General features: G+C 30.5%; 17 protein-coding genes and 1 tRNA gene. 2 read left to right on the plus strand and 16 right to left on the minus strand.

Features of this window, described 5'->3' with window-relative positions; genetic code table 11:
• The 11 genes from ACTTAW_RS00575 to ACTTAW_RS00625 form a co-directional block, all read right to left on the minus strand.
• Entirely contained in the window at positions 1–2,064 is a 2,064-nt protein-coding gene (locus ACTTAW_RS00575; RefSeq protein WP_440650641.1) for a DNA gyrase subunit B, read from the minus strand.
• Between the two features lie 114 nt (positions 2,065–2,178).
• Positions 2,179–2,268, minus strand: a tRNA-Ser gene (locus ACTTAW_RS00580).
• Between the two features lies 1 nt (position 2,269).
• Complete coding sequence (locus ACTTAW_RS00585) at positions 2,270–3,055, minus strand: class I SAM-dependent methyltransferase (protein WP_440650643.1); 786 nt, start codon at positions 3,053–3,055, stop codon at positions 2,270–2,272.
• The gene (lepA, locus tag ACTTAW_RS00590) at positions 3,052–4,860 is read right to left on the minus strand and encodes a translation elongation factor 4 (protein ID WP_440650644.1); all 1,809 of its coding nucleotides are present in this window, start codon (positions 4,858–4,860) and stop codon (positions 3,052–3,054) included. Before lepA ends, ACTTAW_RS00585 begins: the two co-directional genes overlap by 4 nt.
• Before the next feature lie 5 nt (positions 4,861–4,865).
• A complete protein-coding gene (gene pheT, locus ACTTAW_RS00595) occupies positions 4,866–7,274 on the minus strand; it encodes a phenylalanine--tRNA ligase subunit beta (RefSeq protein WP_440650645.1) in 2,409 nt (802 codons plus the stop codon).
• Positions 7,271–8,338 (minus strand): phenylalanine--tRNA ligase subunit alpha, encoded by a 1,068-nt coding sequence (gene pheS / locus ACTTAW_RS00600; RefSeq protein WP_440650647.1) that lies wholly within the window; start codon positions 8,336–8,338, stop codon positions 7,271–7,273. The genes pheT and pheS overlap by 4 nt, the downstream gene beginning before the upstream one ends.
• A 40-nt stretch (positions 8,339–8,378) precedes the next feature.
• Positions 8,379–8,735, minus strand: coding sequence for a 50S ribosomal protein L20 (gene rplT / locus ACTTAW_RS00605; protein WP_440633264.1), 357 nt, complete (start codon positions 8,733–8,735; stop codon positions 8,379–8,381).
• 2 nt (positions 8,736–8,737) lie between these two features.
• Positions 8,738–8,944 carry a 50S ribosomal protein L35 gene (rpmI, locus tag ACTTAW_RS00610; protein WP_023854436.1) on the minus strand — a complete coding sequence of 69 codons (207 nt, stop codon included), beginning with the start codon at positions 8,942–8,944 and terminating at the stop codon, positions 8,738–8,740.
• 53 nt (positions 8,945–8,997) lie between these two features.
• Positions 8,998–9,543 carry a translation initiation factor IF-3 gene (gene infC / locus ACTTAW_RS00615; RefSeq protein ID WP_075505925.1) on the minus strand — a complete coding sequence of 182 codons (546 nt, stop codon included), beginning with the start codon at positions 9,541–9,543 and terminating at the stop codon, positions 8,998–9,000.
• Complete coding sequence (gene thrS / locus ACTTAW_RS00620; RefSeq protein ID WP_440650649.1) at positions 9,544–11,460, minus strand: threonine--tRNA ligase; 1,917 nt, start codon at positions 11,458–11,460, stop codon at positions 9,544–9,546.
• Positions 11,461–12,615, minus strand: coding sequence for a glycosyltransferase family 4 protein (locus ACTTAW_RS00625; protein ID WP_262590113.1), 1,155 nt, complete (start codon positions 12,613–12,615; stop codon positions 11,461–11,463).
• Between the two features lie 42 nt (positions 12,616–12,657).
• On the opposite strand from ACTTAW_RS00625, the gene ACTTAW_RS00630 reads away from it, so the two are divergent.
• Positions 12,658–13,404 carry an alpha/beta hydrolase gene (locus tag ACTTAW_RS00630; protein ID WP_440650651.1) on the plus strand — a complete coding sequence of 249 codons (747 nt, stop codon included), beginning with the start codon at positions 12,658–12,660 and terminating at the stop codon, positions 13,402–13,404.
• Here ACTTAW_RS00630 and gltB read toward each other — a convergent pair.
• Positions 13,397–17,902, minus strand: a complete 4,506-nt coding sequence (gltB, locus tag ACTTAW_RS00635) for a glutamate synthase large subunit (protein ID WP_440650652.1) — start codon at positions 17,900–17,902, stop codon at positions 13,397–13,399. The two genes, ACTTAW_RS00630 and gltB, sit on opposite strands and share 8 nt — an antisense overlap.
• Positions 17,902–19,341: an NAD(P)-dependent oxidoreductase gene (locus ACTTAW_RS00640; RefSeq protein WP_075506061.1), complete on the minus strand. Its 1,440-nt coding sequence runs from the start codon at positions 19,339–19,341 to the stop codon at positions 17,902–17,904. The genes gltB and ACTTAW_RS00640 overlap by 1 nt, the downstream gene beginning before the upstream one ends.
• Before the next feature lie 182 nt (positions 19,342–19,523).
• Between ACTTAW_RS00640 and ACTTAW_RS00645 the strand changes: the two genes are divergently transcribed.
• A complete protein-coding gene (locus ACTTAW_RS00645) occupies positions 19,524–20,288 on the plus strand; it encodes an undecaprenyl-diphosphate phosphatase (RefSeq protein WP_440633258.1) in 765 nt (254 codons plus the stop codon).
• Here the strand turns inward: ACTTAW_RS00645 and ACTTAW_RS00650 are convergent.
• Genes ACTTAW_RS00650 through aceE form a run of 3 tightly spaced genes read right to left on the minus strand, consistent with a single transcriptional unit; the run spans position 20,285 to position 25,491 of the window.
• Positions 20,285–21,178 carry a DMT family transporter gene (locus tag ACTTAW_RS00650; RefSeq protein WP_440650654.1) on the minus strand — a complete coding sequence of 298 codons (894 nt, stop codon included), beginning with the start codon at positions 21,176–21,178 and terminating at the stop codon, positions 20,285–20,287. The genes ACTTAW_RS00645 and ACTTAW_RS00650 overlap by 4 nt on opposite strands.
• 6 nt (positions 21,179–21,184) lie before the next feature.
• Entirely contained in the window at positions 21,185–22,447 is a 1,263-nt protein-coding gene (locus tag ACTTAW_RS00655; RefSeq protein WP_440650656.1) for a 2-oxo acid dehydrogenase subunit E2, read from the minus strand.
• A complete protein-coding gene (gene aceE, locus ACTTAW_RS00660; RefSeq protein ID WP_440650658.1) occupies positions 22,447–25,491 on the minus strand; it encodes a pyruvate dehydrogenase (acetyl-transferring), homodimeric type in 3,045 nt (1,014 codons plus the stop codon). Before aceE ends, ACTTAW_RS00655 begins: the two co-directional genes overlap by 1 nt.
• Positions 25,492–25,561 lie beyond the last annotated feature (70 nt).

Raw genomic sequence — 25,561 nt, forward strand, 5'->3', positions numbered from 1 at the left:
TTAAATATCAAGATTTTTTACATTAATAGCATTTGAGACTATAAAATCTTTTCTTAGCGCAACATCACTTCCCATTAGTGTATGAATAAGACTTTGATCTTTTTTAAGATCTTTAGAGTACTGAACTTGAAGTAAATTTCTAGTTTCAGGGTCTAAAGTTGTATTCCACAACTCTTCTGGATTCATTTCACCAAGACCCTTGAACCTTTGTATGTTCATTTTTGATTTTTCTAAATCTAAGGCATTTAAATATTCTTTTGAGCCTCTTTTTATTTTTTTTAATTCCTTGTTATTGTTTACGATATAATCCTCTAATTCTTTTTCATCTTTAATATAAATCCCTTTTGAACCTTTATTGATTTTAAATAATGGTGGTTGAGCTAAATAAACATGACCATTTTCAATTAATTTGTTAAATGGTTTGTTATTAAAAAAAGTTAACAACAATGCTCTTATGTGAGAACCATCAACATCAGCATCGGTCATTATAATTATTTTACCGTATCTTAAATCTTTTAAATCTATTTCCTGAGATTTAGGATCAAGTCCGAGTGCATTAATTAATGTTACTATCTCATTTGAGGATATCATTTTTGCAAGAGCCTTAGTTCTTAGATCTGAACCGTTACCATTTCCGTTACCGTTTTTTTTTAAATTTATATCCTCAACATAAGTGTTTAAAATCTTACCTCTTAGAGGCAAAACAGCTTGATTTGCTCTATTTCTTCCTTGTTTAGCTGAACCTCCCGCTGAGTCTCCCTCAACTATAAACAATTCTGTACCCTCTTGTTTTCCTATCTGACAATCGGCTAATTTTCCTGGTAATCCACTTAACTCGAGGGCTCCTTTTCTTCTTACATTTTCCCTAGCTTTTCTTGCAACATCTCTTGCCATAGCTGCTTGAATTACTTTAGCTAAAACTATTTTAGCAATTGATGGATTTTGATCAAACCAAATTGATAATTTTTCATTTACCAAAGTTTCAACAATCATTCTTACCTCAGACGAAACTAGCTTATCTTTGGTTTGTGAAGAAAACTTAGGATCTGGGATTTTAGTTGAAAGAACACACGTTAAGCCTTCTTTAATATCATCTCCTGAAATAGCTAATTTATTTTTTTTTAATAAATTATTTTCATTTGCATATTTATTTACGACTCTTGTAAGAGCACTTCTAAAACCTAATAAATGTGTTCCACCATCTTTTTGATAAATATTATTTGTGTATGGAAATATATCTTCTGTATAACCAGCATTCCATTTTAATGAACACTCTATTTCAATATTATTCTTTTTGCCTTCAATATAAATTGGTTTTCGAAATAAATCATTACCATTTTTATTTTGTAGTTTTTCTCTTTTCTCATCTAAAAAGTCTACAAACTCTAAAACACCACCATCGAATTTAAATTCAGATGTCTTTTCTTTTTTTTGACTAGCGTCAGTAAAAATTATTTTTATACCCTTATTTAAGAACGCTAACTCTCTCATCCTTTTAATCAAAATATTTGCACTAAATTTAATTGATGAGAATATATCTTTCGAAGGTAAGAATGTTATTTGAGTTCCTGTATTTTTAGATTTTCCAACTACTTTAAGAGGGGATTTTGCTTCACCATTTTTAAATTCTATAAAGTGTTTTTTTCCATCTCTATTTATTTCTAATTCTAGTTTTTCCGACAATGCATTAACAACTGAAACACCAACACCATGTAATCCACCAGAAACTTTATATGAGTCATGATCAAACTTACCACCAGCATGAAGTTGAGTCATAATTACCTCGGCTGCAGATTTTTTTTCCCCTTTATGCATATCAACAGGGATACCTCTTCCATCATCATTTACGGTAATTGTTCCGTCAGAATTAATTTTTACATTAATATTTTTACAATGACCCGCTAATGCCTCATCTATAGAATTGTCAACAACCTCATACACCATATGATGTAAACCGGTACCGTCATCCGTATCTCCTATATACATCCCTGGTCTTTTTCTAACTGCTTCAAGACCTTTTAAAACCTTTATGGAGTCCGCTTGATATGTATTTTTATTTGTCATTTTTTAAATTTTGGAAAAAAATGAATATAACATTTTTTAAGAAAATTGCTGAAATATCTCAATAATATGAAGACTAAAACCTTAAATTATTGTTGAAATACTTAGCTAATTTAATGGCGGAGAGAATGGGATTCGAACCCATGAAAGAATTGCTCCTTTACACGCTTTCCAAGCGTGCGCCTTCAACCACTCGGCCACCTCTCCATCAATCATTCTTAAAAAAGCAAAATGATGTATTTTTGATTTTATAAATTTTTTTATTTTTTGAGATTTCATTTAGATATTTTACTATATCCTTAGATGATGTTTTTCCAGGGACGTAATCGTGCCAAAGAATTATTCCATTTTTTTTTAACATTTCAAAAGATTTTTGAGTATCATTCTTGACTATCGAATATGTATGACCTCCGTCGATAAAAATTAAGTCCATTTTACCTTTATATTGTGTGTGGTCAAATTTTAAAGAATTTTGAAATATTACGTTAATTTTATTTTCTACATCAGTTCCTGAAAATAAAAAACTTTCATATATACTTTCATTTATTACATTCCTGTGTGAAACTCTATTATCATTTTTGTTTTTCTCTAATTCCTCTAATTCATTTGGTCCAATTGTAATTGAATTAATCTTAGCATCAGATGAAGAATTTAATGCCATTAAATAAGTTGTTTTTCCACTACATGTTCCAAATTCAAAAATATTTTTACTTGATTTACTTAATGTCGAAATAATCCAGGCTTCATAGTCAGATGTCATTCCTACAATATTGTTACCTGTACTAATACTAAAACTTTTTATAATAGCATTTTTATTTGGCCCAAATAAATTTTCTGATATTTTTTCTAACTTAAATGAAGAATGTATATCTGTAAGTTCAATATTTTTTATTATATCGTCGTGAAATAATTTTTTAATTTTTTTTTTATTTAAAAAAAAAATTAAAATTAAATTTATAAAAATTGAAATAACAAGTAATAGTTTTACACTCATTTTTCTTTACTTATTTTTAAAACCCCAATAAAAGCCTCTTGAGGTATTTCCACTCTTCCAAATTGTTTTGATCTAGCCTTACCCTTTTTTTGTTTTTCTAATAATTTTCTTTTTCTATCTGTAGCTCCACCACCATGAATTTTTGTTAAAACATCTTTTTTAAAACCTTTGATAGTTTCTCTAGCAATAATTTTTCCACCAATTGCAGCTTGAACAGGAATCATAAAATTATGTCTTGGGATTAAGTCTTTTAGTTTTTCACAAACTTCTCTCCCTGTTTTTTGTGCAAAATCTTTGTGTATCATCATAGCTAAAGCATCAACGGGTTCACCATTCACTAAAATACCAAGTTTTACTAGATCGCCTTCTCTATGTTCAATTATTTCATAATCAAAACTGGCATATCCACTTGTCATTGACTTAAGTCTATCGTTGAAATCAAACACAACTTCGTTTAAGGGAAGTTCATAATTTACTACTGCTCTACTTCCAGAATAACTTAGATTGGTTTGTACTCCTCTTTTGTCCTGACACATTTTAATTATTGAACCTAAGTACTGATCTGGAGTAATAATCGTTGCCTTAATCCAAGGTTCTTCGATATATTTTATTAATGTAGGATCTGGTAAACTTGATGGATTTTGTAAATCCATATTATCCCCGTTGTTTAAGTGAACTTTATAAACTACTCCAGGAGTTGTTGTTAATAAATTGACATCGAATTCTCTTTCAAGTCGTTCTGTTACTATTTCTAGATGAAGTAAACCTAAAAACCCACACCTAAATCCTAAACCTAAAGCTGAAGATGACTCTGGTTCAAAAGAAAAGCTTGCATCATTTAATTGTAACTTTGCCAAGCCATCTTTTAATTTTTGAAACTCTGAACTATCTACAGGAAATAATCCACAAAATACCACTGGCTTACTTGGTTTAAAACCTGGCAAAGCTTCTTTTAATGGTTTTGTTGCATCACAAATTGTATCTCCAACTTTTGTCTCTGATAATACTTTTATACCAGTTGTGATAAATCCTATTTCTCCTGTTTTTAATTCAGTGATATCAACTGGTTTTGGTGTAAAAACACCAACTTTTTCTACAATATATTCTTGATTTGTAGACATCATTTTGATCTTCATATGTTTTGAAAGTTTCCCATCTATAACTCTAACTAATATTACAACACCTAAATAAGTATCGTACCAACTATCAACTAGTAAACATTTTAAGTCAGATGAACTTTCTCCTTTTGGTGCTGGTAAAGTTGTTATAATTTGTTCTAAAATATCTCCTATTCCTTCTCCAGTTTTTCCAGAACATGGAATAGCATTTTCAGTGTCTATTCCAATAACTTCCTCGATTTGCTTTTTTGTTCTTTCTAAATCAGAAGCGGGTAAATCTACTTTATTTAATACTGGGACAATTTCGTGATTTGTATCTAAAGCTTGATAAACGTTTGCCAAAGTTTGAGCCTCAACTCCTTGTGTGCTATCAACAATCAAAATTGAACCTTCACACGCATATAATGATCTACTTACCTCATAGCTAAAGTCTACATGGCCTGGTGTGTCTATAATATTTAAAATATATTCTTTTCCGTCTTTAGCTTTATAATTTAGCTTTACTGTTTGAGCTTTAATTGTAATGCCTCTCTCTCGTTCAATATCCATTGAGTCTAAAACTTGAGCTTTCATCTCTCTTTCGGTCAGGCCACCACAACTATGAATTATTCTATCTGCAATAGTAGATTTTCCATGATCAATGTGTGCAATGATTGCAAAATTTCTTATATTATCAATTGAACTCATTGGCTTTAGGATCGAATTTTAGCGCCAATTTTATTTTCGACTGTTTCTATAATTGACTTATTAATTTGATCTAAATCCACTTCTTTAAGAGTTTTTTCTTGGGATTGAATTGTAACACTGATCGCAATTGATTTTTGGTTTTCAGGAATATTATCGCCCTCATAAACATCAAAGACTTTAATGTTAGAAATCAAATTTTTATCAACATTTGATACAACATTTACCAAATCTTGAACTTTAATTTTCTTATCAAGTATAAAAGCAAAATCCCTTTCTGACTTTTGATAATCTGAAACAGAATATTTTGTTTTTTGATCTTTTAATGATTTTTTTGGTAATTTTAAATTATCAAGAAATATTTCAAAACCTACTAAAGACTCAGTTTTCAAATCTATTTGCTTAATGATATTTGGATGAATTTCACCAAAGTATGCAGCTACACTTTCTTTACCTCTATTCAAAAATAACCTTCCTGATTTACCTGGATGATAATAATCAGGTGTTTCATCATCTATAAAAAATTTTTCTGCATCGTAACCTGCTTCAACTAAAGTTTGAACTACATCTTTTTTAATATCAAAAACATCGATATTTCTCTCTTTTTCTAACCAAGAAAGACGAGATTTTTTTCCAGCAGATAAACCACAGACTACTATATTTTGTTCACCAGGTTGTTTTCCAAAAAATGTTGGTCCTATTTCAAAAATAGATAAATCTTTAAATCCTCTATCTATATTTTTGCTCATATACATAATTAAATTTGAAAATATTGAATTTCTTAAAACTCCTAATTCTGAACTTATAGGGTTCACAATTTTTAATTCATCATTTTGTCCTTTGAAATGATCATTATATTTTGCATCTGTGAAAGACCAAGTAATTGCCTCCAAATAACCTTTTGAAGCAACAGATCTTTGAAGGAAATGAAACAATTTTTGAGTTTGTGTTAATGTAGATTTTTTTCTCTCTTTGATAGGTTTTTCTATATTTATTTTATCATAACCAACTATTCTTACCAATTCCTCAACAACATCTATTTCCTGAGTAATATCTGGTCTCCACGATGGAATAATTAGTTTGAAAACTTTTTTATCTTTTTTACATGTAAAACCTAAGTTATCTAAAATTTTTAACATATCTTTTGTTAAAATTTTAAAACCTGTAACTTTTTCAAATGAATTTGGATCAAATTTAATTATTTGATTTTTAAATGTACTGATTTTTTGAATATCTAGCCTACTAATTTCACCTCCACAAATTTCTTTAATTAAAAAAGCTGCCTTATTTAAACCTTCTTCAATTGATAATTGATCTATTCCTCTTTCAAATCTAAATTTTGCATCTGTATCAATATTTAATCTTTTTGCTGTTCTTCTAATCGATCTTGGATCAAAATAAGCTGACTCGATTAAAACATTTTGTGTATCCATTTCTGTTCCAGATCTTGTGCCTCCGATGATACCACCAAGTCCTAACACACCTTTATCATCACTAATTACACACATATCATCTTCAAGTTTATAGGTTTTGTTATCTAAAGCTGTGAACTCTTCACCAGATTTTGAGTTTCTAACAATTATACCTTTTTCAATTTTATCAGCATCATATGCGTGTAATGGACGATTAATATCAATCATTACATAATTTGTAATATCAACAATTGCTGAGATAGGTTTTTGACCTATAGAAATTAATTTATCCTTTAACCACTTTGGACTTTCAGTATTTTTTACATTTGTTACCAAACAGCTTCCAAAAGAAAAACATCCTTGGTTTTTTTCGTTTTTAATTTTTACTTTAATTGTTTGAGGTTTTTTCGATTTTATTTTTTGTTCTTTAATCTGTTTTAATTTACCAAAGCCTGAAGCTGCTAAATCTCTAGCTATCCCTCTAACACCAAGACAGTCCGGTCTGTTGGGTGTGATTGATAAATCAATCAAATTAGAACTAGATTGAGTAAAAAAACTTTTTCCAATACTATTGTTGTATTTTGAAGACGAAAGCTCAGTAATTCCATCACTTTCTTCAGACAAATTGAGTTCTGATTCAGAACAAAGCATACCATAAGATGTAACATCTCTAATTTTTGCTATAACTAATTTAGTTTTATTTTTTGGAATAACCGCACCAGGAGGAGCATAAACAGTAATTAAACCTTCTCTAGCATTTGGTGCACCACATACGACCTTTTTAATCTCTTTTTCACCTACATCAACATCGCAAACTTTTAAACGGTCTGCATTAGGATGTTTTTCAGTTTTTAAAATTTTTGCTACTTTGAATAAATCTAAACCTTCAGATAAATTTTCAACACTTTCAACTTCAAGTCCAATATCAGTTAATTTCTCAAGTAACTTCTCTTCCTTGGCATTTACAGATAAATGATCTTTTAACCAATCAAATGTTATCTTCATCGACTTAGACCTCTATAATTTGTAGGAACGTCAAGAGGATCAAATCCAAAATGATTTAACCATCTATAATCACAGTCAAAAAAAGCTCTTAAATCATTAATACCATATTTTAGCATAGCCAACCTGTCTATACCTATGCCAAATGCATATCCTTGGTATTTAGCAGGATCAACTTTAACATTTTTTAATACATTTGGATGAACCATTCCACATCCTAAAATTTCAAGCCACTGATCCCCTTCTCCTATAACAATTTTACCATCTTTAATTTCGTAACCAATATCTACTTCTGCAGATGGTTCTGTAAAAGGGAAATGACTTGGTCTAAATCTCATTTTGATTTTTTCCACTTCAAAGAACTCTTTAATAAAATAATTTAAACATCCCTTTAAATGACCCATGTTAATATCTTTATCTATATGAAGGCCCTCGACCTGATGGAACATTGGCGCATGTGTTTGATCACTATCTGATCTATATGTTCTACCTGGAGCAATAATTTTAAACGGTGGTTTGTCTTTTAACATAGTTCTAATTTGAACTGGTGAAGTATGCGTTCTTAACAAAACTTCCTTATTTTCGTCTAAATAAAAAGTATCATGCATATCACGAGCTGGATGATTATCTGGAGTATTTAGTGCGGTAAAATTATTATATTCATTTTCTACATCTGGTCCTTCTTCAACACTAAAACCTATTTCTGAGAATATAGATGAAATTTCATCTATCGTTTGAGATACAGGATGAATTTTTCCTCTAACAAAAGGTCTCCCAGGTAAAGTTATATCAACTTTTTCTTTTTCAAGTTTTTGATTAACTTCTTTTGTTTCTATTTCTTTAATCTTTTCTGAAATTAAAGATTGCAGTTCATCTTTTATTTTATTCAAGTCTGCTGCAAAAGTTTTTCTATCAGACTCTGGTATTGATCCTACAGTTTTGAATAAAGATGAAATTTGACCATTTTTTCCAAATAACTCTGTTTTGATTGAATTGATTTCATCTAAGCTTAGTTCATTTTTAAGCTTTGATAAAAATTGATCTCTAATATTTTTTATGTCTGACATATTAGTAGATTATTTCCTTAAGAAATAAAAACAATAGAGATTAATTTAAAGCGGATTGAGCTTTTTGTACAATTGTTTTAAATGCTTCTGGACTATCGTAAGCAATTTCAGCTAAAATTTTTCTATCTATTGCAACACCACATTTACTTAAACCATTAATGAATTTCGAATAAGTCATACCCTCAGCTCTTACACCAGCATTAATTCTTTGTATCCATAATGATTTGAAATCTCTTTTTTTATTTCTTCTATCTCTGTAAGCATACTGCATGGATTTCTCCATAGCTTGTTTAGCAACTCTGATAGTATTTTTTCTTCTGCCCCATTGACCTTTTACGGCTTTCAAAACTTTTTTATGTTTTGCTTTACTTGTTACGCCTCTTTTAACTCTTGCCATTATTACCCTCTTAAACTGTAAGGCATGTATGACTTAACAATTTTGCCATCTTGTTTAGACAAAGTCGTAGTGCCTCTTAATTTTCTAATTTGTGAATTCGTTCGTTTAATCATACCGTGTCTTTTACCTGCTTGAGCAGATATAACTTTGCCCTTAGCTGATATTTTAAATCTTTTTTTTGCTGAGCTTTTTGTTTTTAATTTTGGCATAATTCTGCGGACTTATACAAAGAATGTTTAAATTTTACAACCTCTATTAAGGCTTATAAAGGTTGAATTACCATGATCATTTGCTTCCCATCAAATTTGGGTTGCAACTCTACTCTACCAATATCCTTCATATCCTCTTTAATTTTACCCATCAGTTCATTGCCTAAATGGGAGTGTTGGAGCTCTCGCCCTTTAAATCTGATAGTAAATTTAACTTTATCTCCTTTGGAGATAAATTTTTTTGCATTTTTGACCTTAAATTCGTAATCATGAGTTTCTGTTACAGGTCTCATTTTAATTTCTTTTAATGAAATTATTTTTTGTTTCTTTTTTGCAAGATTTGCTTTTTTTTGAGCATCATATTTATACTTACCCATATCCATGATTTTACATACAGGTGGGTTAGCATTAGGTGCAATTTCAATTAAATCTAATCCTTGGTTTTTAGCCATTGATATAGCTTCGTTAGTACTGATCACTCCAAGATTTTCACCATCACTTGCAATTACTTGAACATCTGGTGAAGATATTCGGTTATTAGATCTTGGACCTCTATCCTTTGTTCTTCTTTGGAAGTAATTTTGTTTGAAATCTGCCACTTAGTTTGATGATGCTTTATTTAAAGCAGAGAAAGTTTTTAAAAATGAATCTATATCCATATTTTCTTGTTTATTAGAGTCTAACCTTCTAATCGTTACTGAATTGGAGTCAACTTCTTTTTTACCACAAATTAATAAAAGAGGTATTTTTGCTAAAGAATGATCTCTAATTTTATAGTTTAAATTATTATTTTTAATATCAACTGCAGAACTTATGCCCGCATCTTTAATTTTTTTAGATACTTCTATTGCGTAATCATTAAATTCTTCTGAAATTGGAATTACCATTGTTTGTAAAGGTGAAATCCAAAAAGGAAATTTACCAGCATAATTTTCAATCAATATTCCTATAAATCTTTCTAGAGAACCAAATAGAGCTCTATGAAGCATAACAGGAACTTTTTTTGTTCCGTCCTTATCAACATATGATGCATCTAATCTTCCAGGTAAATTTAAATCAACTTGTAAAGTTCCACATTGCCAATCTCTTCCGATAGCATCTCTTAAAACAAATTCAATTTTTGGCCCATAGAAGGCACCTTCACCTTTATTAATACTATATTCTAACTTAGAAGCTTTAACTGCTTCAAGAAGTGAAGCTTCTGCCTTATCCCAAACCTCATCATCTCCAACTCTAACCTCCGGTCGATCAGCATATTTTAAAATCACGTTTTCAAAACCAAGATCTTTATAAATATCTAATATTAAATTTGTTACATTTAAACACTCACTCGTAATTTGATCTTCTGCACAAAAAATATGCGCATCATCTTGTGTAAAAGCTCTTACTCTAAGCAAACCATGTAAAGCACCTGATGGTTCGTAACGATGAACCTTACCAAATTCTGTGATACGTAATGGAAGATCTCTATAACTTTTCAATCCTTGATTAAATACTTGTATATGACCTGGACAATTCATTGGTTTTATCGCAAAGACTTTTTCATCAGGAGTTTCTGATGTGTACATATTTTCTCCATACTTTTCCCAGTGACCAGATTTTTCCCACAATTGTCGGTCTAAAATTTCAGGTGTATTTACCTCTTTGTATCCAGCAGCATCCTGTCTGCTTCTCATATAATTAATTAATTTTTGAAATAATGCCCACCCTCTCTCATGCCAAAAAACTGAGCCTGGACTTTCTTCTCTAAAATGAAACAAGTCCATTTCTTTTCCTAATTTTCTATGATCTCTTTTTTCTGCTTCTTCTATTTTTTTTAGATGCTCATCTAAATCCTTTTGAGAAGCCCAGCTTGTACCATAAATTCTTTGAAGCATTTCATTGTTTGAATCACCCCTCCAATAAGCTCCTGAAACTTTCATTAATTTAAAGTATTTACCTATTTTACCTGTTGAAGAAAGATGAGGTCCTCTACAAAGATCATGCCAATCTCCATGAAAATAAATTGAAACATCCTCATTCTCTGGTATTGCCTCAATTAACTCGGCTTTATAGATTTCACCTTTTTTTTTAAAATGATCTATGGCTTTATTTCTATCCCAAACTTCTCTTTTGGTAATCTCGTCTCGATCAACAATTTCTTTCATTTTATTTTCAATCTTTGCTAAATCATCTTCTGTAAACGGATCTTTTCTAGCAAAATCATAATAAAATCCGTTTTCAATTACAGGGCCAATCGTAACTTGTGTTCCTGGAAACAATTCTTGTACTGCCATTGCTAATATGTGAGCAGTATCATGTCTAATGGTTTCTAGACCCTCAGGATTTTTAGATGTAAAAATTTTTACCGAACAGTCTTTCTCAATTAGATGTTCTAAGTCTTTTAACTCACCATCTACACTTATCACCATTGCTTGTTTAGCTAATGATTTGCTAATTTTTTCTGCTACTTCTAATCCAGTAACTTTATTTGGGAAATCAATATTATTTCCATCAGGTAATGTAATTATAGGCATTTAATTTATTAATCTTTTATACTCTGAATAAGTAGAAAAGCACATTTTTTCAACATTAAATTTTTGAACTATATTTTTTCTTCCTTCAACACCAATTAATTTTAATTGAGTTTCGTCAATTGTAAGTGTTTTTAAAATTTTCTGACTTAAAGACTTTGCATCACCCGCTTTAAATAAATAGCCTGTTTTTTCATCAATGACAGTCTCATTAGAGCCACCAATATTACTCGCAATAATTGGTTTCTCCATAGATTGGGCCTCTACAGAAACTCTACCAAAAGCTTCTGGTTCAATAGAAGCTGAAACAATTATATCAGACACTTTGTAAGCTAACGCCATATCTTTGCAGTGATCGATAAATCTTAGCTGTTTAGTTAACCTATATTGTTCTGAAAGTCTTATTAGTTTTTTTTTATACAAGTCTCTTCCCTGATCACTTCCAAGGATAACAGCATAAAATGCTTCATAACCTAATTCAATATTTGCCAGATTAATTGCTTCAATAAATACCTCTTGCCCCTTCCAGGTAGTTAATCTACCAGGCAAAAGTATAATCTTTTTATCTTTTTCTATTTCCCATTGTTTTAATAATTTTTTTTCTTCAGTTTCAAGTTTTGTAGTAGGATCAAAATAATCAACATTAATTCCCCTAAATACTACTAATAATTTTTTTTTTTGATTTAAATAATTTGAATAATTTTCTTTGATGTGTGAAAAAATAAAATTTGATCCTGCAATAATTAAATCAGATCGAACCATTACTGAATTATATAATTTTTTCAAATTACTTTTAAAATTATAAGTTCCATGAAATGTAGTTACAAACTTTCTGCTTGTTATCTTGGAGGCTATTAAACAAGACCATGCAGGCGCTCTACTTCTGGCGTGTATGATCGAAATATTATTAATTAAAATAATAAAAGTTAAAATTATTGCATTAATTAAAATTAATATTGGATTTTTACTCTGAACTGGAAGTCTAAAAACTTTTACTTTATTTTTATCTACAAATTTAAGTAACTCACCACCACTAGTAACTATAAATGACTTACAACCGTTTTCTGGCAAATAGTGAGCAATATCATAACAGCCGGTCTCTGCACCACCATATCCAAGTTTTGGTATTACTTGCAAAACTTTTAAATTAGATGACATTTGATATGATTATATATTAATTAGCAATTCTTATAAACGATTATGGCAAATTTCAGATTCCACAAAATTTCAAAGACTAAGAAAATTAGACATATTTGTAAAATTTATAAAAATTCTCCATTCATAGTTTTCTTACATGGATTTATGTCAGATCTTGAGGGAAAAAAGCCAGAAGCTTTTTTAAAATTTGCAAGAAAAAATAAAATAAGTTTTCTTGCTTTAGAATATTCAGGTCATGGAAAATCTACAGGTAAATTCACAAATGGAAATATTTCAAAATGGACTAAAGAAACTTCTATATTGATAAATAAATATATAAAAAATAATAATTTTTATATCATTGGTTCAAGTATGGGCGCTTGGATTGCTTTAAGACAATTCAAAATATTTAAAAAACAAATTATGGGATTTTTGGGAATTGGCTCGGCACCTGAGTTTTTAGAAAATTTGATGTGGAAAAAATTCTCCAAAAAAATAAAGCAAGAAACAATCCAAAAAGGTATATATCACCTAAAACATGGGAATTATGAGTATCCAATCACTTATCAGCTTATAAAAGATGGAAGAAAAAATAGAGTTTTAAATAAAAAAATAAATTCAAAAATTAATGTTACTATGGTGCATGGTGAGTATGATGAAGCTGTACCGGTAAGTTATTCTAGAAAAGTTTTAAAACTATTTCCAAAAGCAAAAAAGAAATTGATCATTGTAAAAAAAGGTGACCACAGCTTATCAAATAAGAAATGGCTTAATATAATCTTAAAAGAATTAAAATTATTAATTAACTAACTTCTTTTATAACTTTTTTTAAGCTGATAGGGTTTTTCAGTTTATCTAACATTTCTTTAGGACAAACCTGAATGAAATTATTAATTTCATTATCATAATTTTCAATTATTTCTTTAGATAACAAAGATCCTGTCTCTTCATGGTGTTCTTTGATTAAATTTTTTAAACTTTCTTTCCAATAATCTGTTTCAACATTCTGCCAAACTACTGACTCTGGGTTTACTTTTTTTTCAAATTCTTTTGATTTGTCATAGATAAATGCCATACCACCTGTCATACCAGCAGCAAAGTTATCTCCAACATCTCCTAGAATTACTACAGTTCCACCAGTCATATACTCACATCCATTCGAGTCACATCCCTCAATAACTGTAACTGCACCTGAATTTCTTACAGAGAATCTTTCACCAGCTTGACCGGCTGCAAAAAGTTTTCCAGATGTTGCTCCGTATAGAACTGTATTTCCTAAGATAGTATTTTCATTTGAAACTAAGTTACTTTCCTCTGGTAGTCTTATAGAAATTGTAGCTCCTGAAAGACCTTTGCCGACATAATCATTTGCATCACCTTTTAATACTAACTTCAAACCTTTGGATGAAAAGGCTCCAAAAGATTGACCAGCTGATCCTTTAAAGTTTAATACTAAAAAATTATCATCAAGTTTTTCATAACCATATTTTTTATATAAATGATGAGAAATTCTTGTCCCAACTGCTCTATGTGTATTTTTAATTAAATATTCTTTTTCAATTTTTTCAGAATTATCTAAAGCCTTTTCAATCTCTGGCCATATTTCTTGGTCTAGAGTATCTGGCACTGAATTAATTTCTTGGTTTTCACAATATCTAGTATTGTTCCCAGTATCTGCTTGAACAAATAAAGGATTTAAATCTAAATCATCTAAATTATCTGAACCCTTGCTAACTTGTCTAAGTAAGTCAGTTCTACCAATAATATCATTTAATGATTTAAAACCTAATTTAGCTAAAATTTCTCTAACCTCAGTTGCTATAAACGTAAATAGATTAACAACCTTATCTGGTGTTCCAGTAAATTTTTCTCTTAATTTTTCATCTTGAGTACAGACACCAACGGGGCATGTATTCGAATGACATTGTCTTACCATTATGCATCCCATTGCAACTAGAGCAGTTGTTGCAACTCCATACTCTTCTGCTCCCATCATGGCTGCTATAACAACATCTCTACCTGTTTTAATCCCTCCATCAGTTCTAAGTGTAACTGTGTGTCTAAGATTATTTAATGTTAAAACCTGATTAGCCTCTGTTAATCCCATCTCCCATGGAATACCTACGTATTTTACACTTGTTTGCGGAGTAGCTCCAGTTCCACCGTTATGTCCTGAAATTAATATTATGTCTGCTTTTGCTTTGGCAACTCCTGCAGCAATAGTCCCAACTCCTGAGGAAGCAACTAGTTTTACTCCAATTCTTGCTTTTGGATTAATCTGTTTTAAATCATAAATAAGCTGCGCAAGATCTTCAATTGAATAAATATCGTGGTGTGGTGGAGGAGAAATTAGTGTTACTCCAGGCGTTGAGTGTCTTAACTTTGCTATTTCATCGGTAACTTTGAAACCTGGGAGTTGTCCACCTTCTCCTGGCTTTGCACCTTGTGCAATTTTTATTTCAATCTCATTGCAATTGTTTAAATAATTAACTGTTACACCAAATCTTGCTGAAGCTATTTGTTTTACTCTTGAGTTTGCACTATCTCCATTATCTAACACTTTAAATCTTTTTTCATCTTCACCACCTTCACCACTACAAGAAGCACCTTTAATTCTATTCATGCCTGTAGCCAAAGTTTCATGTGCCTCTTTAGATAAAGCACCATGAGACATGCTTCCACTTCCAAATCTTTTTAAAATATTTTCTATTGGTTCTACTTCTGAAATATCTATAGCTCCCTTTAATTTTTTTTCTCTAAAATCAATTAAGTCCCTCAAATTTATTGGTGGTAAATTATAAATACCCTCTGCATATCTTTTATAAGCGTCATAAGAATTAGAACCAACTGCACTTTGAAGTAAATGTATGAGTTTCCCTTGATATTGGTGTGTTTCTCCATTTTTTCTATATCTATAAATCCCTCCAATAGGAAGAATTGTATCAGTGCTTTCAAATGCTTCTTTGTGAATTGCTCTTATTTTTTTTTCGATTCCAGTAAGTCCAATACCAGAAATTTTAGATACAACTCCTGGAAAATAATCTGAAACAATAGTTCTACTTAATCCAACAGTCTCAAAATTGCATCCACCTCTGTAAGAACTTAAAACAGAGATACCCATCTTAGACATGATTTTTAATAAACCTGCATTGACAGATTTAATGTATCTTTCAACACATTCTTCAAAGCTAAACTTTCCAAATAATTTTTTTTCAAATCTTTGATATAAACTGTCGAACGCCAAATAAGGATTTACTGTTGTTGCTCCAACACCAATTAAAGTTGCAAAAGAGTGTGTATCTAATGCTTCTCCAGATTGGACATTGATTGACACATACCCTCTTAATTTTTTCTCAATTAAAAAAGAGTTAATTGCACCAACTGCAAGCAGCATTGGAATTGGAAGTTTTGAAATTGATAAATCTTTATCGCTAAGAATTAATTGTGTAACACCTTGTCTAACAGCAATTTCTGCATCTTTTTGAATTTTTTTAATAGCTTCGTACAAACTGTTACTTTCTTCAAAAGTACAATCAATTATTGTTGAATTATTTCCAAAAAAATTGATGAATTTTTCAAACTGAGAATTAGATAAAATTGGGCTATTAAGAACATAAATATTCTGTTTTGTTAAATTATCAAAATCTAGAATATTGCCTAGATTTCCAAATCTTGTTTTTAAACTCATCACTTTGTTTTCTCTTAAAGAATCTATTGGTGGATTTGTAACTTGGCTAAAATTTTGTCTAAAAAAATGATACAGAGGTCTATATTTATCTGATAGCACAGCTAAAGGGGTGTCATCGCCCATTGATCCTGTAGCCTCTTTTGCATCCTCAGCCATAGGGTGTAAAATTAATTCAAGATCCTCTAAACTAATTCCAAAAGTATATTGTCTTCTTCTTAAATCATCCCCTGAAAAAGAATTTTTTTCATCTTCAATCGTTAGTTTGTCATCTAAATCAATAATTTGTGAATTAAAATGTTTATACTCTTTTGCTAAGTAATCCTTAATTTGTTTATTAGTAAATACTTTACCTTTTTCTATTCTTACTCCTATAATTTCTCCAGGACCTAATCTTCCTTTTGATAAAATTCTTTTTTCATTTAGCTCGATCATCCCAGTTTCTGAGCCTGCAAACAATAACTTATCCTTAGTGATTGCATATCTTAGAGGTCTTAATCCATTTCTATCGTTTGCTGCAATAACCCACTCATTGTCAGTTCCAGCTATAGCGGCAGGTCCATCCCAAGGTTCCATTGTGCTATTTAAAAAATTGAATAATTGCTGATGATCTTTTGGTAAAGTCTTATTCTTCTTAGACCATGCATCAGGAACTAACATTAATTTAGCTAATGGTGCAGGTTGACCTGAAATGTTTAATAATTCGAAAACATTATCTAAAGCCGCAGAATCTGAGGCTCCTTGTTGAATAACTGGCTTAAGATTTTCTATATCATCAAATAATGGACTATTCATTTCTTGTTCATGAACTTTCATCCAATTTTTGTTTCCTCTATAAGTATTAATTTCTCCATTATGTGCAATTGCTCTGAATGGTTGAGCAAGATTCCAACTTGGAGCTGTGTTGGTTGAAAACCGCTGATGAAATATTGCGTATCTTGATACAAACCTTTCATCATTTAAATCTAGATAAAATTCTGAAATTGCTTCGGCTAAGAACATTCCTTTGTAAATAATTGACTTTGAACTTAAGGAACAAATATAAAAATTATTTAATGATTTTTTGAAAGCTTCGTTTTCGATTTTTCTTCTTGTCTCATAAATTTTTCTCTCCAAATCTTTATTTGTAAGTTCTTTATTATGAGGTTTGAAAAGTACCTGAATAATTTCAGGCATAGTTTGAAAAGCTTTTTCACCTAAAACCTTTGGATTAACGGGAACTTGTCTCCATCCATAAATATTAAAATCATTTTTCGTTAGTTCGCTTTCAACAATTGTTTTACAGCTCTCTTGTGCTGCATAGTCATTACGTGGAAGAAAAATCATTCCTACGCAGATTTCAGAATTATCGTGCGTGTGTCCTGTAACTTCAATTTTTTCAATAAAAAAATCTTTTGGAATTTCTACGTGAATTCCAGCTCCATCTCCTGTTTTCCCATCAGCATCTACCGCACCTCTATGCCAAACAGCTTTTAAAGCTTCAATTCCATATTCAACTACATTCCTGGATTTTTTTCCCTCAGTGGAAGCTATTAAACCTACTCCACACGCATCATGCTCCATATCCTCAGAATAGACATTATTTTTCTTAAGTAGATCAAAATTTTTTTTATAAGTTTTCATTAAGCAACTTTTTTCTCATTTTTGGATTTTGTTTCTAAATAATTTTTTATGGAATCTGCTGCGTCTCTACCATCTTTAATTGCCCAAACAACTAATGAAGCTCCTCTAACTATATCCCCAGCAGCAAAAACGCCACTTAGATTAGTTTCCATAGTGTCAAAATCAGTTTTTATTGTTCCCCATTTTGTAACTTGAAGTTCATTGCTATCGAATAAATTAGGTAAATCCTCTGGATCAAATCCAAGAGCTTTAATAACCATATCTGCTTTTATTTCATAACTTGATCCTTCTTGTACTTCGGGTTTTCTTCTACCAGTTTCATCTGGTTCACCTAACTTTATTTGATCTACAAGTAAATTTTCTACCTTATTAGTTCCTTTAAATTCTTTAGGACTAGATAGCCATACAAATTCAACACCTTCCTCTTCAGCATTTGCAACTTCTCTTGCTGAACCAGGCATATTTTCTTTATCTCTTCTGTATAAGCATTTTACTGATTTTGCTTTTTGTCTTACTGAAGTTCTCACACAATCCATTGCGGTATCACCTCCACCAATTACAACAACATCTTTTCCCTCTGCATTTAGAATTCCCTTATCAAATAATTCAACCTCATCACCCAATCCTTTTTTATTTGATGCTGTAAGAAAATCCATTGCTGGAAAAATATTGTCTAAATCATTACCTGGTAAATTAACTTCTCTAGCTTTGTAAACTCCTGTTGCAATTAATACTGCATCATGTTTTTTTCTTAATTGCTCTAAGCTTGCATCCTTGCCAACTTCGAAATTTTGTATGAATTCTATTCCACCATCTCTTAAAAGCTTTGTTCGTCTTTCAACTATTTCTTTTTCTAATTTAAAATTTGGAATTCCATATATTAATAATCCTCCAGCTCTATCATAACGATCGTAAACTGTAATTTTATACCCATTTTTTCTTAACTGTTCTGCCGCTGCTAATCCCGCAGGACCAGCTCCTATAATTCCGACACTTTGATTTTTTTCATTTGTAACTTCGATTGGTTTAACCCAACCTTGTTCCCAAGCATTATCTGTTATATATTTTTCAACGGAACCAATTGTAACTGTTCCGTGACCAGATTGTTCAATTACACAATTTCCCTCACACAATCTATCTTGCGGACAGATTCTTCCACAAACCTCGGGCATATTATTAGTGCTTTGTGAAAGCTCGTATGCTTCTTTTAATCTTCCCTCGGCAGTTAACTTTAGCCAGTCAGGAATATTGTTACTTAAAGGACAATGAACCTGACAGAATGGAACTCCGCACTGAGAACATCTACTTGATTGTTCTTTAGCTTTTTCGTTGATATATTCGTCATATATCTCGTTAAAATCCTTTTTTCTTTGATCAACTTCCCTTTTAGGTGGAGTTTGCTGACCTATTTTTACAAATTTTAACATTTTGTCAGTCATAAAAAATATAATTTTCGGCAAATTATATAATGATTTTATAAAATAAAGCATTTAATAGGTCATATTTATTGACCTTTAATCTTTCATTTTTGTTATAAACAAACGGGTTTCTAATAAATGCATAGCTACTATGATCAAATCGTATTGTTTGAAATATAAGCTTTATAAGCTACGAAGAAATTATGTTTCAGAATATTATAGAAGTTTTAATCCTTTCAGCAATTCAAGGGATTTCAGAATTTCTTCCAATAAGTTCTTCTGCACATTTAATTTTAGTTTCAAGTTTGTATGAATTTAAATCTAGCTCATTACTAATTGATATTAGCCTTCATCTAGGATCTCTTTTTGCAATAGTTTATTATTTCAAAGAAGAGTTATTAAACATTAATAAAAATAAAAGACTAATAAGTTTAATTATTATTGGATCTATTCCATTAATAATCTTTGGATATATTTTATACACTACAGGGCTAATTTATAGTTTACGAAACATTGAAACTATTGCATGGACAACTTTAATATTTGCAATTGTTTTATACATTTCTGACAAAAGTCGTTTTGATAAAAAAATTTCTACAAATTTAAATATTCAATCAATTTTATTTATAGGAGTAATGCAAATTTTATCATTGATACCTGGAGTAAGCAGAGCAGGCGTTACAATAACAGCTGCGAGGATTTTAAAGTTTAATAGAGTGGATTCGAGTAAAATATCTTTTTTACTATCTATCCCAGCATTAGCTGGTGCAAGTGTACTTAGTTTAAAAGATATTTTTAATCAACCAACAGAATTTAATTATTTGGTAATAATTGCAATTATATCTTCTTTTATTCTTTCTTTTTTAACAGTTAAATATTTTTTAATTTTTATAAATAAGTTTTCTATGAATGCATTTGTAATTTATAGAATAATAATTGCTTTAGTATTGTTTAGCTTAATTTATTAAATTTTTTTTCTTTTTATAAGTGGGAGTAATTGTGATAATAAAACTCCACACAAAATAAAAAAACATCCAAGTATATTATTTATATCTAATACTTGATTTAAAATAAACCATGCAGCTACAGTTGCAAATACACCCTCAAGGGAAAAAATAATTGCTGCTGGTGCAGGTGTAATATTTTTTTGTGCATAAATCTGTAATACAAATGCAAATCCTCCAGATAATATTCCAGCATATAATATAGAATACATTTCCATTAGAATGTTGTTCCAAACAAATTCTTCATAAAGAATTCCAATGAAAAAAGACAAAATAGCTACGATTAAAGTTTGAATTGCTCCAATTGTAAGTGGAAGATTGTATTTAGAAATAATAATTCCAGTAAATATAATATGTGTGCTCCAAAATAAAGCTCCTAGTACAACCAAGGTATCTCCCAACCTAACAGTTGCATCATAAAAATTTGTTAATAAATATCCTCCAATTAAACATAAAATTACTGAAGGCCATACACTCCAATGTATTGATTTTTTTCCAAACAAATAAATTATGATAGGCACCATAGGTACATAAAAGATCGTAAAAAAGGCCGCATTTGCAACATCTGTATAGAGTAAAGCAACCTGTTGTAATGCAGAACCTAAAAATAAGGACAATCCTATTAAAGACACATAAATTACAAATGTTTTTTTATCTGTTTTTAATTCTGGTTTAAAATTTTTTAATTCAAATAAAATTACAAGTGGGGTAATAGCTAAAAAACCAACAAAAAATCTAACAGCATTAAATGTAAAAGGACCAATATTGTCCATGCCAGTATCTTGAGCAATAAAAGTTGTGCCCCATATAAAAGTGCATAACAAAGCACTTAATAGGGAAATAGGCTTAGACATTTTTGATTATACAGCTAGCTTATAAGCAAAATTTTTGCCTAAGTTTTCTTTAAGATCATTGTTAAATCTTGCTGCCTCAGCTCCATCAATAATTCTATGATCATAAGACAAAGAAATCGGTAGCATTGTTCTAGTTTGAAACTTTCCATTTATATAAATTTGTTTTTTCTCTGATCTACCTACTCCTAAAATTGCTACTTCAGGATAATTTATTATTGGTGTAAAAAATGATCCACCTATTCCACCCAAACTAGTAATAGTCATTGAACCACCAAACAATTCTTTTTTATCTATTTTTAAATTTCTACAAAGCTCACTTACCTCTCTCAACTCTCTACTAATATGAGAAATTTTTTTATTATTAGCATTTCTAATTTTTGGAACCATTAGTCCATTTGGAGTGTCTACAGCTATACCTATATGGTAATATTTTTTCATTGTCATTTTACCTGTTTCAATTTCATCAATTGAAGAATTAAAACTTGGAAATTTTTTTAACGAAGCAACTAAAGCTTTTACAATAAATGCTAAAGGAGTAATTTTAATTTTTTCTCCCGTATAAATATCAGTCAAAGAATTTCTGAAGTTTTCCATTTCTGTAATATCAGCCTCATCATGATTTGTAACATGAGGTATAGTGGTCCATGAATTTGTTAAATACTTTGATGATAATTTTTTTACTCTTGGTATATCTTTGATCTCTATTTGACCAAAATCTGAATGCTCAAATTCATTTTTGATTTTGCTTGGTTTTTTTTCCTCAACAACCTCAGTGTTATTGTTTGATCTTAATGCTACAAATTTTTTGATATCTTCTTCAACAACTCTTCCATCTCTCTCACTTCCTAAAACTTTATTTATATCTACACCGAGTTCTCTAGCAAATTTTCTAGCTTTTGGGCTTGCTGATGAAATATTAGATACATTATTTAAAACTTTAGTTTCTTGTTGAACTTCAGGTTTTATTACTTCAATTTTTTTAAATTCTTTTTCTATTATTGGCTTCTGTTCAACTTTTTGATTTATCTGTGATGACTTTTCTAAAGTTAAAATTAAATCTCCTTCAGATACTTTATCTCCAACTTTTATATTTAAGTTAGAAATTTTACCTTCAAAACTAGATGGTATTTCTACGCTAGACTTATCACTTTCTATTGTAATTAAAGGGTCATTTTTTTTTATTGATTGGCCTTTTTTTACCAATACTTCAATAACCTCAACATCTTTAAAATCTCCTATATTTGGTACCTTAATTTCAATATCTGACATTATAATTTTGTTGGCATAGGTTTATCGCCATCAATTTTGTATTTTTTCATAGCATCTTTTGCATATTTTGAAGCTATCAATTGTTCTTTTGCTAAAATGCTTAATCCATAAGCTACTAAATGTTCTTTATCTACCTCAAAGAATTTTCTTAAATTTTTTCTAGTATCACTTCTTCCAAAACCATCTGCACCTAGAGAATAAAAGCTCTTATTGTTTGTATAAGGTCTTATTTGATCAGAGTTCATTCTCATATAATCAGATGCTGCCATAATTGGTCCTTCAGTACTTCCAAGACATTGCTCTACATATGATTTTTTAGGAGTTTTGTCGGGATTTAGAAGGTTGTATCTTTCAACTTCCATCCCATCTTTTCTTAACTCATTAAAACTTGTAACACTCCATATTTCACTATCAATTTGATAGTCGTTTTGTAAAATTTCAGCTGCTGACATCATCTCTCTTAAAATTGTTCCTGAGCCTAAAAGTTGAAGTTTTGTTTTTTTATATTTGTTAAATTCCTTTATCTTATACATTCCTTTAAGAATTCCCTCTTCACAATTTTTATCCTTAGGCATTTCAGGATGTGAATAATTTTCATTCATTGTTGTAATATAATAAAAAACATTTTCTTTCTTCTCATGCATTCTTCTTAGACCCTCTCTAAAAATAGTTGCTAATTCATAGTGAAATGTAGGATCATAAGTTACACAATTAGGAATTGTTGATGCAATCAAATGACTATGTCCATCTTGATGTTGTAATCCTTCACCTGCTAATGTTGTTCTTCCAGCTGTTGCACCAACTAAAAAACCTCTAGCTTGGCTATCACCAGCAGCCCAAGCTAAATCTCCAATTCTTTGAAATCCAAACATAGAATAAAAAATGTATATTGGAATCATTTCAATATCATGATTTGTATAAGCAGTTGCAGCTGCAATCCAAGAAGACATCGCTCCTGCCTCATTAATTCCTTCTTCAAGTACCTGTCCGCTTTTATCTTCTCTATAAGAACTTAGTTGTGCAGCATCTTCGGGCTCATATTTCTGTCCTTCATGAGCGTATATTCCAATTTTTTGAAAAAATCCTTCCATACCAAATGTTCTTGCTTCATCAGGGATAATTGGAACTAATCTAGGTGAAATATTTTTATCTCTTAACAAATTAGTTAACATTCTGACCAGCGCCATTGTGGTAGACATTTCTTTTTCACCAGTTGAAACTTTCATAAAATCAAAAATATCTTTTGATGGTGCTTTAATAGGTTTTGCAAAGGTTGATCTCTCTGGCAAATAACCTCCCAGTTTAAGCCTTCTTTCTTTTATGTATCTAATCTCTGGAGATTTTTCATCAGGCTTAAAGTATTCTATGTTTCTAACTTGTTCATCAGTTAGAGGAACGTCAAAACGATCTCTATAATACATAAGATCATCCACATCTAATTTTTTAGTTTGGTGAGTAGTGTTTACACTTTCACCTGTTTTTCCCATTCCATATCCCTTGATTGTTTTTGCAATAATAACTGTTGGACTTCCTTGGTTTTTAATTGCTTTATCATAAGCTGCGTATACCTTATGGGGGTCGTGTCCTCCTCGATTTAATCTCCAAATATCTTTATCTGACATAGATGAAACCATCTCCAAAGTATCTGGATTTTTTCCAAAAAACTTTTCTCGTACATAAGCACCATCTCTTGCTTTCATGGCTTGGTATTCACCATCTACAGTTTCATTCATAATTTTTACTAATTGACCAGATTTGTCATTAGCTAATAATGAGTCCCAATATGAACCCCAAATAACTTTTATTACATTCCATCCAGCACCTCTGAAGCTACCTTCAAGTTCTTGTATAATTTTTCCATTTCCTCTTACAGGTCCATCAAGTCTTTGGAGATTGCAATTAATTACAAAAATTAAATTATCTAGTTTTTCTCTAGCTGCTAATCCAATTGCACCCATAGATTCTGGTTCATCCATTTCACCATCTCCTAAAAAAGCCCAGACCTTTCGTCCCTCATCTTTAATCAATCCTCTATTGATTAAATATTTCATGTATCTTGCTTGATAAATTGCAAGCATTGGTCCTAACCCCATCGAAACAGTCGGAAATTGCCAAAAATTTGGCATTAGCCAAGGGTGAGGGTATGAAGATAATCCTCCAGGTTTTACTTCCTGTCTAAAACTATCTAGTTGTTTCTCAGTTAATCTACCCTCTAAAAATGCTCTAGCATACATTCCAGGTGCACTGTGTCCTTGGAAATATACTAGATCACCTCCAAATTTATTGTTTTTTGCTCTCCAAAAATGATTCATTCCAACATCATATAAAGTTGCTGCAGATGCAAAGGTTCCTATGTGTCCACCTAATTCTGGAAATTTTTTGTTAGCTCTTACTACCATTGCAGCTGCATTCCATCTGATCAGAGATCTTATTCTTCTCTCAATATTTTGGTCTCCATTTGATTTTATTTCAGCCTCAGGAGGAATGGTATTTATATACGGAGTATTTTGGGTGTAAGGAATATTTGCTCCTTCACGATAGGCTTTGTTAATTAATTCCTTAATTAAAAAATGAGCTCTTTGATTTCCATCTTTTGAAATTACTGCAGATAAAGATTCTAGCCAATCTTGAGTTTCTAAAGGATCTGTATCTAATACATTTGTAACTTGAATTATAGATTGTTTTTTTTCTTTAGCTGGCTCTGGAGCATTCACCAGCTCCTCTTTTTTATTTACAGCCATAGCTTCCTCAGCTTGTTTAATAATATTCTCTGTATCTTTAGGAAGATTGCTCTCTGGGAGACTTTTGGTTGAATTGCTTAAACTTAAAAGTAAATCACCTTTTGAAACTTTATCACCTACTTTGACATTAATAGTATCAATTTTTCCTGAAATAGTTGATGGAATTTCAACACTAGATTTATCACTTTCAATTGTAACTATTGGATCATTTTCCTTGATTGTGTCTCCTGGCTTTACAAGTAATTCTATTACCTCAACATTCTCAAAATCACCAATGTCAGGAACAAGTAGTTTTTCGCTCATTATTTAAAAGGCTTATACACTCAAATAAAATATATTTTTATGTTATTTTATCACATTAATTAATCTTTTT

The sequence above is a fragment of the Candidatus Pelagibacter sp. HIMB1495 genome, assembly GCF_052047955.1.
Classification (GTDB): domain Bacteria; phylum Pseudomonadota; class Alphaproteobacteria; order Pelagibacterales; family Pelagibacteraceae; genus Pelagibacter.

Coding starts and splice junctions, on each gene's coding strand:
- pheT (WP_440650645.1), bottom strand. CDS start 7,274: ATGAAGATAACATTTGATTGGTTAAAAGATCATTTATCTGTAAATGCC.
- pheS (WP_440650647.1), bottom strand. CDS start 8,338: ATGTCAGACATAAAAAATATTAGAGATCAATTTTTATCAAAGCTTAAA.
- ACTTAW_RS00630 (WP_440650651.1), top strand. CDS start 12,658: ATGGCAAATTTCAGATTCCACAAAATTTCAAAGACTAAGAAAATTAGA.
- ACTTAW_RS00585 (WP_440650643.1), bottom strand. CDS start 3,055: ATGAGTGTAAAACTATTACTTGTTATTTCAATTTTTATAAATTTAATT.
- ACTTAW_RS00655 (WP_440650656.1), bottom strand. CDS start 22,447: ATGTCAGATATTGAAATTAAGGTACCAAATATAGGAGATTTTAAAGAT.
- ACTTAW_RS00575 (WP_440650641.1), bottom strand. CDS start 2,064: ATGACAAATAAAAATACATATCAAGCGGACTCCATAAAGGTTTTAAAA.
- lepA (WP_440650644.1), bottom strand. CDS start 4,860: ATGAGTTCAATTGATAATATAAGAAATTTTGCAATCATTGCACACATT.
- gltB (WP_440650652.1), bottom strand. CDS start 17,902: ATGAAAACTTATAAAAAAAATTTTGATCTACTTAAGAAAAATAATGTC.
- rplT (WP_440633264.1), bottom strand. CDS start 8,735: ATGGCAAGAGTTAAAAGAGGCGTAACAAGTAAAGCAAAACATAAAAAA.
- ACTTAW_RS00645 (WP_440633258.1), top strand. CDS start 19,524: ATGTTTCAGAATATTATAGAAGTTTTAATCCTTTCAGCAATTCAAGGG.
- ACTTAW_RS00640 (WP_075506061.1), bottom strand. CDS start 19,341: ATGACTGACAAAATGTTAAAATTTGTAAAAATAGGTCAGCAAACTCCA.
- ACTTAW_RS00650 (WP_440650654.1), bottom strand. CDS start 21,178: ATGTCTAAGCCTATTTCCCTATTAAGTGCTTTGTTATGCACTTTTATA.
- aceE (WP_440650658.1), bottom strand. CDS start 25,491: ATGAGCGAAAAACTACTTGTTCCTGACATTGGTGATTTTGAGAATGTT.
- thrS (WP_440650649.1), bottom strand. CDS start 11,460: ATGCCTATAATTACATTACCTGATGGAAATAATATTGATTTCCCAAAT.
- rpmI (WP_023854436.1), bottom strand. CDS start 8,944: ATGCCAAAATTAAAAACAAAAAGCTCAGCAAAAAAAAGATTTAAAATA.
- ACTTAW_RS00625 (WP_262590113.1), bottom strand. CDS start 12,615: ATGTCATCTAATTTAAAAGTTTTGCAAGTAATACCAAAACTTGGATAT.